Consider the following 14,085-nt stretch of genomic DNA (forward strand, 5'->3'; position numbering starts at 1 on the left):
ACCCGCCTCCTGACCTCGCCGTGCGACGGCCCCTCTCGAGGGGTCGTCGCCGCTTTTTCGGCTGATTTGCCATGCCGCTTGGGACGGATCGACTGTGCTCAACGAACAGCGCGAAGCGCTCGACTGAGGCTACGTTCGGCGCTCCGAAGTTGACGCTCGGCTTCGTGGATCGCGACAACCACGTCGTCTCGATCGCCACCACGGAATGGCTCGGCAAGTCCGCCGACGCGCTCTCGAGATCGGGCGACGCTGTCAGCGATCGAAGAGAGTTCGGCAGCAGTGCGTTCGAGGGATTCGGCCACCCGAGCAGGCTACCCACCGGTCACACTGTGCCAGGCACAGTGTGACCGGTCGGTCGGTCGGGTAACACGGCCAAATCGATGCCGAGAGCTGGGCGGTCTCGTCGGTACGATGCACTTGCGTGATTAGCGTTCGTGACGACCTGCGTGCCCTCCAGGGGTACCACTCTGCCCAGGTCGATGTTCGCGTCCGGCTGAACACCAACGAGTCGCCAGAGCCGCCGCCCGCTGCATTCCGTGATGCCGTGGCAGCTGAGGTGTCCAAAATTGAGTGGAATCGCTATCCCGACCGCGCCGCTGTGGCGTTGCGTGAGGCCATCGCCGAGAGCCATGGCGTCGACGTTGCACAGGTGTTCGTTGCCAACGGCTCCAACGAGGTATTGCAAACTGTGCTGCTGGCGTACGCCGGGCCTGGCCGCACCGTGGCAACCTTCGAGCCCACATACCAGATGCATGCACAAATTGCCCGCGTCACTGGCGCCACGGTTGTCGAGGGGGAGCGCGCTGACGACTTCACGCTCGACCCCGCCGAAGTCGAACGCGTGATTACCGAATCGCAGCCGCACGTCGTTTTCGTCACGTCGCCGAACAATCCGACCGGGCTCGTTGAGCCTCTCGAGCGTGTTCGTCAGATGCTCGACATCGCGCCCGGCCTCGTCGTGGTCGATGAGGCGTATGCCCAGTTCTCCGACTGGAGCGCCCTCGAATTGGTCGACGAAGACACGCCGATGGTCGTCACACGTACCTTCTCGAAGACTTGGTCGATGGCAGGCGCTCGCCTCGGTTATCTCATCGGCCCGTCGTGGCTGGTTGCCGAACTCGACAAAGTCGTCCTGCCGTATCACCTTGATGCCGTCAAGCAGATCGCTGGCCGACTTGCTTTGCAATTTGTGAGCGACATGGACGACCGAGTCAGCCAGATCGTTGCTGAACGCACGAGAATTTCGACTGTGCTCACCGATCTTGGCGTCACGGTCTTTCCAAGTGGCGCGAACTTCTTGCTCTTCCGAGTAGACGGTCACGAGGGGCGTGCCGTGTGGCAGGGCCTCGTCGATCGCAGCGTCTTGATCCGTGACTGCTCGGGTTGGCCTCGTCTCGCCAACTGTCTGCGGGTCACCGTCGGCACTCCTGACGAGAACACCGCCTTCCTCGACGCGCTCGGTGAAGTCCTCGCCGATGGGTCCGCCACTCTCGCCACCAGCCCTGACACCAGACAGAACGGAGCCGACCAATGAGTCGCACCGCCACCCGCACCCGCACCACCAAAGAGACGTCGATCGAGATTTCGATCGACCTCGATGGCACTGGCGTCACGGACATCTCGACCGGCATCCCATTTTATGACCACATGCTCGATCAACTCGGTCGCCACGGTGCCTTCGATCTGACGATCAAGGCCACGGGTGACATCGAGATCGACACGCACCACACCGTCGAAGACGTCGCCATCACTCTCGGCGAGTGCTTCGCTGAGGCGCTCGGCGACAAAGCAGGTGTGCGTCGATTTGCCAGCGGCAAGTATCCGCTCGACGAAGCGCTGATCGATGTCGCACTTGACCTATCGGGCCGTCCGCACGTCGAGTGGCACGTCGACATGCCCGAGAGCCTTGCGCTCGGCAACCCAGCATTTGACCCGCAGCTGGCCGAGCATGTCGTGTCGTCGTTCGCGACCTCGGCCGGCATCACGCTGCACGTCGAAATGGTGCGCGGCCGCAACACGCATCACGTGATCGAAGCCACGTTCAAAGGTCTTGCTCGGGCTCTGCGCGACGCAGTGCGTATCGAAGGACCTGCGGGCGTGCCATCGACGAAGGGTGTTCTGTGACCAGACCCATGGTGGCCGTCATCGACTACGGCATTGGCAATTCGCACTCGGCGCAGAAGGCGTTGGAAGTCTGCGGTGCTGACGCTCGACTGACCGCCGACCCCGAACTGATTGCTTCGGCTGACGGTGTGGTCCTGCCAGGGGTCGGGGCGTTCGGCGCATGCATGGCTGCGCTACGCAACGGCGGCCTCGAGCAGCCCGCCCTTGACGCAGCCGCTTCCGGGCGTCCCTTCCTCGGGATCTGCGTCGGCATGCAGATGCTGTTCACCCGCTCCGAGGAGAACCCAGATGCCACCGGGCTCGGGATTATCCCCGGCACCGTTCGCCGGATCCCGACTGAACCCGGTGTCGGACCCAAGATCCCCCAGATGCAGTGGAACCGTCTCGACCTCGTCCAGCCCGACGATCCGATGCTCGTTGGTCTTGGGGCCGACCCGTGGGTGTACTTCGTACACTCGTTACACGGCGTTCCCGACGACCCCAGCGTGGTTGCTGCAACTGTCGAATACGGCACCACGTTGAACGCAGCGTTCCGGCTCGACAACGTGTTCGCTGCCCAGTTCCACCCTGAAAAGTCGAGCGCACCTGGATTGGCGTTGCTGTCGAACTTCGTCGGCGTGTGCTCCCGAGCTGATGCTGGTGCAGCGCTGCCTCTCTCAACGGAAGTCGAACGATGATCGAGTTGTATCCCGCCATTGACCTGTTGGGTGGCCGCGTCGTGCGGCTCCGCCAAGGCGACTACGCCGACGAGACCGTCTACGGCAACGACCCGGTCGCCATGGCCCGCAGCTTCGCCGAGGCCGGTTCGCCGTGGGTGCACGTCGTCGATCTCGATGCTGCCAAGTCTGGCGATCCGATCAATCGGCCGGTCGTTGCGGCGATCGTGCAGGCAGTCTCAGGTATGAGCAAGGTCCAGACCGGCGGTGGCGTCCGCAGCATCGCCGATGCCGAAGAACTGGCGAACGCCGGCGTGGCTCGCGTCGTGATGGGATCGGCCGCAGTCCGCGAACCGTCGCTTGTCGCCGAGGCATCCGAAGTGGTGCCGGTTGCGGTCGGTCTAGATCACCGCAGCGGCGAGATCTCGATTCACGGATGGACGCAGGGCAGCGGATTGATGCTCGACGACGCGTATGAACTGTTTCCGACCGCAGCCGTCTTCGTGATCACTGACATCGGTCGTGACGGCATGCTCGAAGGGCCCGATATCGAGGGGCTGACACGGTCGGCTGCGTCTGCCGGTGCCCCGATCATTGCCTCGGGCGGCGTGTCGAGCATTGCTGACATCGAAGCGTTGGCGAAGATTCCAGGCCTCGGTGGCGTGATCACCGGGAAGGCCGTCTACGAAGGCCGGTTCACGGTCTCTGAGGGCTTGGCCGCACTGGCTGCAGCGCAAGAGTGGCAGTCATGAAGGTCGCTCGAGTTATCCCTTGCCTTGACGTGGCCGAAGGGCGCGTTGTCAAGGGCACCAACTTTGTCGATCTCCGCGATGCCGGTGACCCGATCGAATTGGCCGCCCGGTACGACCTCGAAGGTGCCGATGAACTGGTATTTCTCGACATCACCGCGTCGAGTGACAACCGTGACACCACGATCGACATGGTCCACCGCATCGCCGAGCAGGTCTACATTCCCTTCACCGTTGGCGGTGGCATCCGGACGCTTGAAGACGCACGTCGAATGCTGCGTGCCGGCGCCGACAAGGTCAGCGTGAACACCGCTGCAGTTCAGCGGCCGGAGTTGATTTCTGAGATTGCCGCCGAGTTCGGCGTCCAGTGTGTGGTGTGCGCAATCGATGCTCGGCGTCGCCAGCCTGACGATGGGTGGGAGGTCTATCTTCATGGCGGGCGCACCCCGACGGGCCTCGACGCCGTCGAGTGGGCGATCGAAGCGGTTCGCCGCGGGGCTGGCGAACTCCTGCTCACCTCGATGGATCGGGATGGCACCCGCGAAGGGTTCGACGTCGAATTGACCCGAGCGATCTCCGATGTTGTCAACGTGCCGATCATCGCCAGTGGGGGTGTCGGCACGCTCGAACATCTCGCCGACGGCGTCATCCAGGGTGGCGCCGATGCCGTTCTCGCAGCATCGATCTTTCACTTCCGCGAACACACCGTTGCCGAAGCCAAAGCGGCAATGACCGATGCGGGCATCACCGTCCGCCCCCCACCCCCCGCTCGAGCGCCGTTTTCATGAGCTTGTTGCAGTCACTGACTGCAAGAAGCTCATGAAAACGCGGGGTCGGGGGGGGTGGGGGAATAGGTTGGGTTGATGAGCGATTCTCTGGTCACGACGGAACGGCGCGATGGCGTCCTGATCTGCCACCTCGACGACGGCAAGGCCAATGCGCTGTCGCAGGCGATGATCGCGGCGATCACCGATGCGCTGAGTGAGGCAGAGTCTGACGACAGTGTTCACGCCGTCGTACTGCATGGCCGAGAGGGCAAGTTTTCCGCCGGCTTCGACTTGGGCGTGATGCTCGGCGATGACGTCGCAGCAATGGTCGACCTGGTCGCCAACGGAGGCGAACTTGTTCGGCGGATCTATGCCGCAAATGTGCCCGTAGTTGCTGCGTGCACTGGACATGCGCTTGCCGCTGGTGCCCTGATGCTTCTCGGTTGCGACGTGCGTATCGGGTCCGATCGCCCGTGCAAAATTGGACTGAACGAGGTGGCCATTGGAATGACATTGCCCGATTGGGCCCTGACGATCGCCGCCGATCGGCTGAGTAATCGCCATCTTCAGCGCGCGATTTCGACCGCACGAATCACTGATGGTGCCGGCGCAGTTGATGCTGGCTACCTCGACGAAGTCGTCGCTGACGATGCGGTCCTCGAGGCCGCTGTAGCGCAGGCGATGGAGTTTGCAGCGCTCAATCCCAAGGCGTACGCGGTCACGATTCGCAAGATGCGCGGCAATACCGTTGCGACGATGGCTGAACAGATCGCAGCCGACCGCGCGGGTGGTGTTGGAGCACCACTCTGATAGCGAGTCGGCGCGAGTGGCACGCGTCGTAATCTTCGCGGTTCGAGCCGATTGAGCGGCCAACGGTTGGGTACTGTCCGGACCATGGCAACCCCCAAAGTCAATCCCAACATGGAATACCGCCGCCTCGGCAACACTGGCCTCCAGGTGAGTATCCTGTCGTTCGGCAGCTGGGTCACGTTCAACACCCAGCTCGACAACCAGCTCGCGGGCGAGTGCATCGCTGCTGCTGGCGAAGCGGGCTGCAACTTCTTCGACAACGCCGAGGCCTACGACGGTGGCAAGGCCGAAACGATTATGGGCCAGGCATTTCGCGACCTCGGCTGGGAGCGCTGGTCGTACGTGCTCACCACCAAGGTCTATTGGGGCATCAACGGCGAAGTCCCGAACATGAAGAACACGCTCAATCGCAAATATCTCATGCAAGCGATCGACGGCTCGCTGGAGCGGCTCGAGCACGATTTTGTCGACGTACTCTACTGCCACCGTTCTGATCCGAACACACCGCTCGAAGAGACCGTGTTCGCGATGAGTGACATCGTGTCGTCCGGCAAGGCCACTTACTGGGGTACCAGCGAGTGGAACGCCGAAGAGATCCGTGGCGCCATTGAAATCGCTGAGAAGCATCACCTTCATAAGCCGGTTACCGAGCAGAGCCAGTACAACTTGTTTGAACGCAAGAAGGTTGAGCGCGAGTACAGCCGCCTCTGGGACGACTACCGCTACGGTAACACGATCTGGAGCCCGCTCGCATCGGGTCTGCTGACCGGCAAATACAAAGACGGCATCCCGGATGACTCGCGTGGCGCACTCAAGGGGTACGAGTGGTTGCAGGATCGCTTCACAAACCAGGCGGAGGTCGCCAAGGTCGAGAACCTGCGTCCGATCGCCGACCGCTTCGGCTGCACGCTCGCTCAGCTCGCACTCGCCTGGGCAACGAAGCACCCGATGGTCTCGAGCGTCATCACCGGCGCATCACGCGTCAGCCAGGTCGTTCAGAACTTCGAAGCTCTCGATGTGATCCCGCTGATCACCGAGGAGGTCGACGAGGAGATGCGCGCCATCGTCAAAGCCTGAAGAACGGCTCATCTCAACAGGATGTGAGTGACGAAAGACAGGGTCCGCTTCGCAACGAGTTCGGTGCGGCCATTGAGAAAGTGATCTGCTGAGGCGATCGTCTCGTGAGTGGCCTGTGGCCATTGCGGAGATGATCGCCTCAGCCGCGTCCGGGGCGCAGAACTGGTTGTGGGCTGGCGTGAGGACGAGCGTCGGCACACCCATGCCGCGAATGGGCAGCATCGGTCACGGCCAGGTCGGCCTGCGGTGCAACACCGTCGCCAGTCATCAGTTGCAGGTGTTCGACAGCGGTCTCGGTCATGACCTCCGACGGTACCCTCAGCACATATGACCGGGCCTGACGAGAAGCTACCGATCAAGATGCTGAACGACCGCGTGCTGGTGAGCGTCTCCGACAGAGGCTCCGACCGGAAGTCGTCCGGGGGCATCGTCATTCCGGCCACGGCGCAAGTGCAGAAAAGGCTCGTTTGGGCGACCGTCGTTGCACAAGGCCAGAACGTTCGGAGCTGCGAGATCAGCGACAAAGTGCTGTTCAGCCCTGACGATCGCTACGAGGTCGAAGTGCAGGGCGAGGACTACGTCATGCTTCGCGAACGCGAGCTTCACGCCGTCGCTGCCGAACGTATCGAAGCGTCCACCGGCCTGTACCTCTGATCCGCATCCTTCTCCGCTCGGTGAGCTTGCCTACGTTGGAGCTTCCGATTCGACCAAGGAGATCCCGATGATCAAAGTCAGCGTCATGTACCCGAACGGCGACGATCCCACGTTCGACATGGAGTACTACAAGACGGCCCATATGGAGATCGTCGACCGAACGATGCAGCCCAGTAGGTGGGAGATCGAGTCCGGGATGGACGGGCCGTACATTGCGATCGGCAATCTCTACTTCGAGTCGATGGAGGCCATGCAGGCTGGCATGGGCGGGGCAGGCGAGGCGCTCGCTGACATTCCGAACTTCACCAAGACCGGGTCAGCTGTGCAGGTCTCCCAAATTGTCGAGGCCTGAAACCGAGTAATCGCTCCGGCTGCTCGGTCCGTAGAATGTCGCGATGCCTGAGGGAATCACGATCGACGCAACGGACGAGCAGCTGGCCGGCCTGAAGTACAACAGCGACGGGTTGATCACAGCGATCGCCCAAGACGTCGAGAACGGCGACATCTTGATGCTCGCGTGGATGAACGAAGAGTCACTCAAGATGACGTTTGCCGAAGGCCGGATGGTGTATTGGTCGCGTAGTCGCCAGGAGTTGTGGCGCAAGGGCGACACCAGCGGTGACCGTCAATTCGTCAAAGAGGCGTACTACGACTGCGACGCCGATGCGCTGCTTTTCAAGGTTGAGCAAGAAGGCGCAGGTGCGTGCCACACCGGTGCGCGTAGCTGCTTTTTCGGCAGCTTCGGCGCTGACGCCTGACGATGCAGTTTCAACCTTCGCGCGAGGAGTTCCACGCGCACGCCGCGGATCACACTGTCGTGCCGGTCTGGACCGAGCTGCTGGCCGACCTCGAAACACCGGTTGCGGCATACACGAAGCTCGTTGGGGACAAGCCTGGCTTCCTCCTCGAATCGGTCGAGGGTGCCGAGCGGTGGGCGAGGTTCTCGTTCGTTGGACGTAACCCGTCGGCCACCCTGATCCTGCGCAACGGTCAGGTGGAAATCGATGGCCCAGTGCCTGATGGCATCCCGACTGGCGATGGCATTTTGGCGGCACTCGAAGCGTTGCTTGCCGAATATTCCAGCCCGTCGTTCCCCGACCTGCCCCCGTTGCACGGCGGCATCATGGGGTTTCTCGGCTACGACGTCATTCGCGAGGTCGAGCACCTTCCGAACACGCCGACCGACGACCGCAACTATCCCGATGCGGTGATGTCTGTCATTGGCTCACTCGCAGCCTTCGACCACTGGCGTCAGCGCGTCTACCTCATCGAGAGCGTCGCGACGCTCGGCTTGGGCACCGATCAGCTCGATGTGGCATACGACGCAGCAGTCGAACGCGTCAGCCAGGCCGTGCGCGACCTGGCCCAGCCGCTGCCGTACACACCGGTGGCGCCGCCAACGCTCGACGACGATCTGCCGACGCTCCAATCGACCATGCCTGATGGCATGTATCAGCGGGCGGTCGAAGTGGCCAAGGAATACATCGTGGCGGGCGACATCTTCCAGGTTGTGCTCGCTCAGCGCTACGACATCGAACTCGAAGCTGACCCGTTCGACTTCTACCGTGTCCTACGCCAGGTCAACCCGTCGCCGTACATGTACTACGTCAAGCACGACGAGCTGACGATTGTCGGTTCGTCACCCGAACCAATGGTGCAGTTACTCGATCGCAAGGTCGTCTCGCGTCCGATCGCCGGGACGCGCCGTCGTGGAAAGAACGATGAGCATGATCGCCTCATGGCTGCCGAACTGATCGAACACCCGAAGGAGCGCGCCGAGCACGTCATGCTTGTCGACCTCGCCCGCAACGATGTCGGCCGCGTCGCCAAGTACGGCACCGTGCAGGTCGACGAACTGATGACGCTCGAGCGCTACAGCCACGTCATGCACATGACCTCGCAGGTGTCAGGCGAGCTACGCGACGACCTCGGCCCGATCGACGTCCTGCGCGCCACGCTGCCCGCTGGCACGCTGTCGGGAGCGCCGAAGGTGCGGGCGATGGAGATCATTGACGAACTCGAACCGGTCAAGCGGGGCCCGTACGGAGGAGTGGTCGGCTACATCGACTGGTCGGGCAACCTCGACACGGCGATCGCTATTCGCACCATGTTCATCACTGGCGATGGCAAGATCGCAAGCCTGCAAGCCGGTGCCGGTGTCGTTGCTGACTCGGTGCCCGAAGACGAAGACCTCGAATGCCGCAACAAGGCAGCAGCACTGCTCGCAGCGATCCCTGGGGCGCGCCGTATGACCAAGGCGCGCACCGAAGCCGGCACCCAGGCCTGACCGGTCACACTGTGCCTGGCACAGTGTGACCGTTGGAGCGCGAGGCCCAGCAGGAAACCCCCTACTCCCGTCGGATCACGGCAGACTGGAGTCATGGATAACCCTGCCGACCTGCCGTTCATCGATGACACTGCACGCGACCGCATCACGGTGATCGGCGACGATGCTCTCACCTACCTCCAGTCGCAGATTGCCCAGGAGATCCGAGACATTGCAGTCGGCGAAACCCGCTGGACTTTCGTGCTCGCACCGACCGGCAAGGTCGATGCTTTGGCTCGTATCACGCGCACTGCCGAGACGGCGTTCGTCCTCGACACCGACGCTGGCTTTGGCGAACACCTACTCGCACGCCTCAACCGCTTCAAGATCCGCGTCAAAGCCGATACCGAGCTGGAATTCGCCGAGTGCGACGTGCCTTCAGCAGCTCACGAGACCGCCCGGGTGGCAGCCGGCTGGCCGCGCATGGGCGCCGAGATCGTGCCTGGTGAAACCATCCCGGCGACCACCGGCGTCGTGCTGCTCGCAGTGAACTTCACGAAGGGCTGCTATCCGGGCCAGGAACTGGTCGAGCGGATGGACAGCCGCGGAGCCGATGCACCCAAGACGCTGCGCATCCTTGACGTGGCTGCAGGCACGTTGGTCGGTGATGTGATCGACGATGTCGCCGAGGTCACCAGCATCGATGGGACCACTGCACTGGCATACGTGAAGCGCCGCAGCGACCTCGGCCGCATCCCAGCACACTCGGTCTGAGGCGCCGTTAGGCGGCGGCGAGCGTTCGCCGAATTGCTTGCACGTCAGGATGCTGGCGGAGGCCGATTAACTCGGGTGAACCGTCGATGACGGAAGCCAATCCGCTCGGCGAGGTGCCTGCTTCGGCAGCGGCGCGGAGCCAGCCGATTGCGGTGCCCTGGTCACCGAGCGCACCAGAGGCGCGAGCCACAGCCGAGGCGCTCAACGTATTCGGATTCCGTTTGAAGCTGCCAGCCGCGTAGTGGGCAGCGTCTTCGAACCTGCCGAGTGAGATCAGCACGTTGGCGAGCAGATACTCATTGGTCGGATCGCCGAATGGCGTGGGCTCGGGAAGCAGGTCGACGAGCGATGCGAGGTTGCTGGCAGGAATCGAGAGAGGCGTAGCCACCGCATCGGGCCTGGTGTGGCTGAGGGCAGCGATCAGCAATCGTCGCGCCTTCGTCGGCTTGCCGGCTTCGAGTGCGCTGTGAGCGGCGGTCCACGGAGAGACCGGCTCTTTTGACGATCCGAGCATCTGCAACTGGGTGACCATCAAGAAGGCGATGAAGATGGCGAAGCCCCGGAACTGATCGGAGAAGAACATGAGCACTGCGGCACTGCCGGTCAGAGTGATCGAGAAGAGCAGCATCAACCGCTGGGCCCGGCCGGGCAGCAATCGATCGAGGCCCTGCAACATGATGTTTCCGCCGTCGAGCGGCAGGATCGGGATGAGGTTGAGCATGCCGATTGCCGGGCCGGCCCACCAAATTGCGAACGTCGCTGCCGAGTCGTTGAAGGAGTTCTGATCGAGCGGGTTTGCTCCGAGTACCAGCAGCACAGCGACGCTTGTGGCGATGTGAACACCTGGGCCTGCGAAGGAAATGACCGCATGGCCGGCGCGTGAGATTGGCCGGGTGGGCACATACGAGGCGTACCCGGCGAGGAAACCGAGCGAGATCTCAGCATGCGCACCGTGGCGCCTGGCCGAGACGGCGTGGCCGAGTTCGTGGATCAGCGTGAAGACAGCGATCGCTCCAGCCAGCCACAAACCGAACTCGCTGCCGTAGATCACGATGATGAGCAGCATGAACATCACAAAACCTGGCTGCACATGCACCTTGAAGCCCAACAGGTTGAACATTGAGATCAGCCTAGGGCGACGACGCGTTGGCCGAGCGACAGGTGCCGAGACCGGCCGCCGGTGAGTCTGCGGTCTCACCAAGATGGCAAGGTGGTGATTGATGAGTAACACCAAGACGAATGGCGCAGTACAAGACGGCGGAGTGTTACAACAGGCGGTGGCGATGGCGATCGCCGCCGGTAACACGCGAGAGAGTCGTGCCGCAGCGGTGCGTTCGATCACGGCCGCTGACCTCGATGCGGTGATTCACGCCCAGTTCGACGCTGTCGGCGCGGTCCTCACTTCAGGCATTGGGGCATCTCCCGGGGCGGCCGTCGGCAAGGTCTACTTTTCCTCCGACGACGCGGCAGACGCCGCCGATCGTGGCGAAGCAGTGATTTTGGTTCGCAACGAGACGACACCTGCCGATGTGCACGGAATGATGGTCTCCGCAGGCCTCCTGACGACCAAGGGTGGGCTCGTGAGCCACGCCGCAGTCGTCGCTCGCGGTTGGGGCACGCCTGCAGTCGTCGGTGCCGAAGCAATCAAGATTGCCAACGGTTCGTTCTCGGTGGGCGACGTCACGGTGGCCGAGGGTGACGTCATCTCAATCGACGGGGCCAGCGGTGATGTGGTCGTCGGCGAAGTGTCGACAGCAGCAGCCGGTCCACCCGACGAGTTCTTCACGATCCTGGGATGGGCTGACGCAATTCGTGCCGGCCACATGGCGGTCCGGGCGAACGCCGACAATGGCCCTGATGCCGCCAAGGCCAGAGAGTTGGGCGCTGAAGGCATCGGGCTCTGCCGGACCGAGCACATGTTCTTGGCAGCAGACCGACTGCCAGTCGTGAGGCGCATGATCCTGGCGCGTGACGCCGACGAGGAGAGCGAAGCGCTCGAAGAACTCGGTCGTGTCCAGCAGGTCGACTTCGAAGAGATTCTCCGGGTGATGGACGGCATGCCGGTCACGGTGCGACTCCTTGACCCGCCGCTCCACGAGTTCTTGCCGTCGGTCGCCGAGCTGACGCTGAAGGAGGCGATCGAAGGGCTCACCGATTTCGAGCAGCGTGAACTGCGCGCCGCCGAGTCGTGGGCCGAACACAATCCGATGATCGGCACTCGGGGGGTTCGCCTCGGGGTGCTGAAGCCCGGCCTCTATGCGATGCAGGTCAGAGCGCTCCTTGCTGCGGTCAAGACGATGCGGGCCGAAGGGCTCCACCCGATTGTCGAGGTGATGGTGCCGTTGACGGTGGGTCGCGCCGAGTTGGCGCTCGCTCGGCAGTGGATCGAAGCGGAGATCAAGGCCACGACGTCGGACCACAGCGATATCACCATCGGCACGATGGTCGAGACACCGCGAGCAGCTATTCGCGCTGGCGAGATGGCCAAAGCTGCCGATTTCTTCTCGTTCGGCACCAACGACCTGACGCAGCTCACATTTGGCTTCAGTCGCGACGACGTCGAGGCCCGGATGCTGCCCGCGTACCTCGATTACGGCCTTCTCGCCGCGAATCCATTTGAGACCATCGACCAATTCGGTGTCGGTGAACTGGTGCGGCACGCTGTCGAGCACGGCAGGGCGACGGTGCCCGGGATGAAGATGGGCGTCTGTGGCGAACATGGGGGAGACCCCGAGTCGATCCGCTTCTTTCATGAAGTCGGGCTTGACTACGTGTCGTGCTCGCCCTATCGGGTTCCGATTGCGCGGCTTGCCGCAGCCCACGCGGTGCTTGACGCTCAGCAATCCTGACGGCGCGCGGTTGGAACCCTGACCGGCGCGGCACAATGATTTCGTGCTGATGCAATCGCTCCTCAATCAGTCGTTTGTCGCTGCCGAGCCAAGCGGTCGAGACAAGCTCGTCGACATCGATGTTGCAGCCTGGCAGTGGGGTGCGCTGGTGGCGATCATCACCACCATGCTGCTCATCGACCTACTCGTGGTGCACAAGGAAGCGCACGAAGTCGACACGAAGGAAGCAGCGATCGAATCGGTTGTTTGGATCAGCTGCGGCCTGGCTTTCACCGCGGTGATCTGGTGGTGGTTCGGCGGTGCCGCAAGTGGCGAATACATTTCCGGCTTCCTGATCGAGAAGTCACTCAGCATCGACAACGTCTTCGTCTGGGCGCTGATTCTGGGCTACTTCAAGGTGCCGATGAAGTACCAGCACCGGGTTCTCTTCTGGGGAATTTTCGGTGCGCTCGCCCTTCGAGCGATCTTCATTTTCGCCGGCGTGGCGCTGATCGAACGGTTTGATTGGATTCTCTACCTGTTCGGCGCGTTCCTGCTGTACACCGCGGCCAAGCTGATCTTCACCGACAACGATCATGTCGATCCCGGCGAGTCAAAGTTCCTCAAGGTGATCAATCGGTTCGTCCCATCAACTGACGAGTTCGACGGTCAGAGGCTCTTCACGAAGGCGAACGGCAAGTGGCTCGCCACGCCGCTCTTCGCTGTGCTGATGCTGGTCGAGGCGACCGACGTGATCTTTGCGGTGGACTCGGTCCCAGCCGTACTCGCCGTGTCGAACGAGCAGTTCATCGTGTTCGCATCGAATGCCTTCGCGATCCTCGGGCTCCGTGCCCTGTATTTCTTGCTGGCTGACATGCACAACCGGTTCGCGTTCCTCCAACAGGGCCTGGCAATCATCCTTGCCTTCGTCGGCGTCAAGATGTTGATCGTCGAGTGGTACCACATTCCGACGGTGCTCTCGCTCGCGGTCATCGCCATCGTGTTGACCGCGTCGATTGGCTTCTCGCTGAAGCTGACCCAGACCGATGCCGACGCAGCCCTGGTCGAAGACGCCTTCGAGGATCACTCGGACCGCGAGTCGCCAGGTATCTGAGTCAGGGTGCGCAGCGAGACGGTGTCGACGATGGCACCGCGGATCGCGCTGAGCCGTAGTCTGGGCTGATGGGGATCGAGGACGACGATATTGAGCGGCTTCGAAGCACCGTGTCGATCGTCGAAATCGTTCAACAGTATGTGGCCCTGAAGCGCACGGGCCGCAACTGGGTCGGCCTGTGCCCGTTCCACGCCGAAAAATCTGGCTCTTTCAACGTCACCGAAGAGCGTGGCCGCTACAAGTGCTTTGGCTGCGACAAGGGTGGC

General features: G+C 62.5%; 18 protein-coding genes. 15 read left to right on the plus strand and 3 right to left on the minus strand.

All coding sequences use genetic code 11. The features are described 5' to 3' along the window. Positions 1 to 98 precede the first annotated feature (98 nt). Positions 99 to 302, minus strand: coding sequence for a hypothetical protein (locus ACH2EI_RS06440; RefSeq protein ID WP_394931506.1), 204 nt, complete (start codon positions 300 to 302; stop codon positions 99 to 101). Between the two features lie 119 nt (positions 303 to 421). Here ACH2EI_RS06440 and hisC point away from each other — a divergent pair, with 119 nt between their 5' ends. The 7 genes from hisC to ACH2EI_RS06475 all read left to right on the plus strand — a co-directional run bounded on the left by hisC (position 422) and on the right by ACH2EI_RS06475 (position 6,183). After that, complete coding sequence (hisC, locus tag ACH2EI_RS06445) at positions 422 to 1,534, plus strand: histidinol-phosphate transaminase (protein WP_395155393.1); 1,113 nt, start codon at positions 422 to 424, stop codon at positions 1,532 to 1,534. Continuing rightward, positions 1,531 to 2,124: an imidazoleglycerol-phosphate dehydratase HisB gene (hisB, locus tag ACH2EI_RS06450; RefSeq protein WP_395155392.1), complete on the plus strand. Its 594-nt coding sequence runs from the start codon at positions 1,531 to 1,533 to the stop codon at positions 2,122 to 2,124. The genes hisC and hisB overlap by 4 nt, the downstream gene beginning before the upstream one ends. 8 nt (positions 2,125 to 2,132) lie before the next feature. Beyond that, positions 2,133 to 2,801 (plus strand): imidazole glycerol phosphate synthase subunit HisH, encoded by a 669-nt coding sequence (gene hisH / locus ACH2EI_RS06455; protein ID WP_395155434.1) that lies wholly within the window; start codon positions 2,133 to 2,135, stop codon positions 2,799 to 2,801. Then, a complete protein-coding gene (locus ACH2EI_RS06460) occupies positions 2,798 to 3,532 on the plus strand; it encodes a HisA/HisF-related TIM barrel protein (protein ID WP_395155391.1) in 735 nt (244 codons plus the stop codon). The genes hisH and ACH2EI_RS06460 overlap by 4 nt, the downstream gene beginning before the upstream one ends. Continuing rightward, on the plus strand, positions 3,529 to 4,317 hold the full coding sequence (gene hisF / locus ACH2EI_RS06465; RefSeq protein ID WP_395155390.1) for an imidazole glycerol phosphate synthase subunit HisF: 789 nt from the start codon (positions 3,529 to 3,531) through the stop codon (positions 4,315 to 4,317). The genes ACH2EI_RS06460 and hisF overlap by 4 nt, the downstream gene beginning before the upstream one ends. 75 nt (positions 4,318 to 4,392) lie before the next feature. Next, positions 4,393 to 5,106 (plus strand): crotonase/enoyl-CoA hydratase family protein, encoded by a 714-nt coding sequence (locus ACH2EI_RS06470; RefSeq protein WP_395155389.1) that lies wholly within the window; start codon positions 4,393 to 4,395, stop codon positions 5,104 to 5,106. Positions 5,107 to 5,217: 111 nt separating this feature from the next. Continuing rightward, positions 5,218 to 6,183: an aldo/keto reductase gene (locus tag ACH2EI_RS06475; RefSeq protein WP_395155433.1), complete on the plus strand. Its 966-nt coding sequence runs from the start codon at positions 5,218 to 5,220 to the stop codon at positions 6,181 to 6,183. Positions 6,184 to 6,322: 139 nt separating this feature from the next. Here the strand turns inward: ACH2EI_RS06475 and ACH2EI_RS06480 are convergent, their stop codons facing one another. Further along, the gene (locus ACH2EI_RS06480) at positions 6,323 to 6,484 is read right to left on the minus strand and encodes a hypothetical protein (protein ID WP_395155388.1); all 162 of its coding nucleotides are present in this window, start codon (positions 6,482 to 6,484) and stop codon (positions 6,323 to 6,325) included. A 26-nt stretch (positions 6,485 to 6,510) separates the two neighbouring features. On the opposite strand from ACH2EI_RS06480, the gene ACH2EI_RS06485 reads away from it, so the two are divergent. From ACH2EI_RS06485 to ACH2EI_RS06505, 5 genes are all read left to right on the plus strand, one after another. Further along, positions 6,511 to 6,837, plus strand: a complete 327-nt coding sequence (locus ACH2EI_RS06485) for a GroES family chaperonin (protein WP_395159487.1) — start codon at positions 6,511 to 6,513, stop codon at positions 6,835 to 6,837. Positions 6,838 to 6,904: 67 nt separating this feature from the next. Continuing rightward, complete coding sequence (locus ACH2EI_RS06490) at positions 6,905 to 7,189, plus strand: EthD family reductase (protein WP_395155386.1); 285 nt, start codon at positions 6,905 to 6,907, stop codon at positions 7,187 to 7,189. A gap of 43 nt (positions 7,190 to 7,232) precedes the next feature. Then, positions 7,233 to 7,595, plus strand: a complete 363-nt coding sequence (gene hisI, locus ACH2EI_RS06495; RefSeq protein WP_395155385.1) for a phosphoribosyl-AMP cyclohydrolase — start codon at positions 7,233 to 7,235, stop codon at positions 7,593 to 7,595. A gap of 2 nt (positions 7,596 to 7,597) precedes the next feature. Then, complete coding sequence (gene trpE / locus ACH2EI_RS06500) at positions 7,598 to 9,124, plus strand: anthranilate synthase component I (RefSeq protein ID WP_395155384.1); 1,527 nt, start codon at positions 7,598 to 7,600, stop codon at positions 9,122 to 9,124. Between the two features lie 93 nt (positions 9,125 to 9,217). Continuing rightward, on the plus strand, positions 9,218 to 9,877 hold the full coding sequence (locus tag ACH2EI_RS06505; protein ID WP_395155383.1) for a YgfZ/GcvT domain-containing protein: 660 nt from the start codon (positions 9,218 to 9,220) through the stop codon (positions 9,875 to 9,877). Positions 9,878 to 9,884: 7 nt separating this feature from the next. Here the strand turns inward: ACH2EI_RS06505 and ACH2EI_RS06510 are convergent, their stop codons facing one another. Further along, positions 9,885 to 10,997: a metalloprotease gene (locus ACH2EI_RS06510; RefSeq protein ID WP_395155382.1), complete on the minus strand. Its 1,113-nt coding sequence runs from the start codon at positions 10,995 to 10,997 to the stop codon at positions 9,885 to 9,887. 100 nt (positions 10,998 to 11,097) lie between these two features. Between ACH2EI_RS06510 and ACH2EI_RS06515 the strand changes: the two genes are divergently transcribed. The 3 genes from ACH2EI_RS06515 to ACH2EI_RS06525 form a co-directional block, all read left to right on the plus strand. Further along, positions 11,098 to 12,726 (plus strand): putative PEP-binding protein, encoded by a 1,629-nt coding sequence (locus ACH2EI_RS06515; RefSeq protein WP_395159489.1) that lies wholly within the window; start codon positions 11,098 to 11,100, stop codon positions 12,724 to 12,726. A gap of 49 nt (positions 12,727 to 12,775) precedes the next feature. Continuing rightward, complete coding sequence (locus tag ACH2EI_RS06520; RefSeq protein ID WP_395155432.1) at positions 12,776 to 13,819, plus strand: TerC family protein; 1,044 nt, start codon at positions 12,776 to 12,778, stop codon at positions 13,817 to 13,819. A gap of 68 nt (positions 13,820 to 13,887) precedes the next feature. After that, on the plus strand, positions 13,888 to 14,085 hold a 198-nt coding region (locus tag ACH2EI_RS06525), incomplete at its 3' end, for a CHC2 zinc finger domain-containing protein (protein ID WP_395159491.1).

The organism is Ilumatobacter sp. (assembly GCF_041688325.1).
Taxonomy (GTDB): Bacteria; Actinomycetota; Acidimicrobiia; order Acidimicrobiales; family Ilumatobacteraceae; genus Ilumatobacter_A.

Excerpts from the sequence above, each read along its gene's own strand:
- hisB (WP_395155392.1), top strand. The coding sequence starts at position 1,531 with ATGAGTCGCACCGCCACCCGCACCCGCACCACCAAAGAGACGTCGATC.
- hisH (WP_395155434.1), top strand. The coding sequence starts at position 2,133 with ATGGTGGCCGTCATCGACTACGGCATTGGCAATTCGCACTCGGCGCAG.
- ACH2EI_RS06460 (WP_395155391.1), top strand. The coding sequence starts at position 2,798 with ATGATCGAGTTGTATCCCGCCATTGACCTGTTGGGTGGCCGCGTCGTG.
- hisF (WP_395155390.1), top strand. The coding sequence starts at position 3,529 with ATGAAGGTCGCTCGAGTTATCCCTTGCCTTGACGTGGCCGAAGGGCGC.
- ACH2EI_RS06470 (WP_395155389.1), top strand. The coding sequence starts at position 4,393 with ATGAGCGATTCTCTGGTCACGACGGAACGGCGCGATGGCGTCCTGATC.
- ACH2EI_RS06475 (WP_395155433.1), top strand. The coding sequence starts at position 5,218 with ATGGAATACCGCCGCCTCGGCAACACTGGCCTCCAGGTGAGTATCCTG.
- ACH2EI_RS06480 (WP_395155388.1), bottom strand. The coding sequence starts at position 6,484 with ATGACCGAGACCGCTGTCGAACACCTGCAACTGATGACTGGCGACGGT.
- ACH2EI_RS06485 (WP_395159487.1), top strand. The coding sequence starts at position 6,511 with ATGACCGGGCCTGACGAGAAGCTACCGATCAAGATGCTGAACGACCGC.
- ACH2EI_RS06490 (WP_395155386.1), top strand. The coding sequence starts at position 6,905 with ATGATCAAAGTCAGCGTCATGTACCCGAACGGCGACGATCCCACGTTC.
- hisI (WP_395155385.1), top strand. The coding sequence starts at position 7,233 with ATGCCTGAGGGAATCACGATCGACGCAACGGACGAGCAGCTGGCCGGC.
- trpE (WP_395155384.1), top strand. The coding sequence starts at position 7,598 with ATGCAGTTTCAACCTTCGCGCGAGGAGTTCCACGCGCACGCCGCGGAT.
- ACH2EI_RS06505 (WP_395155383.1), top strand. The coding sequence starts at position 9,218 with ATGGATAACCCTGCCGACCTGCCGTTCATCGATGACACTGCACGCGAC.
- ACH2EI_RS06510 (WP_395155382.1), bottom strand. The coding sequence starts at position 10,997 with ATGTTCAACCTGTTGGGCTTCAAGGTGCATGTGCAGCCAGGTTTTGTG.
- ACH2EI_RS06515 (WP_395159489.1), top strand. The coding sequence starts at position 11,098 with ATGAGTAACACCAAGACGAATGGCGCAGTACAAGACGGCGGAGTGTTA.
- ACH2EI_RS06520 (WP_395155432.1), top strand. The coding sequence starts at position 12,776 with ATGCAATCGCTCCTCAATCAGTCGTTTGTCGCTGCCGAGCCAAGCGGT.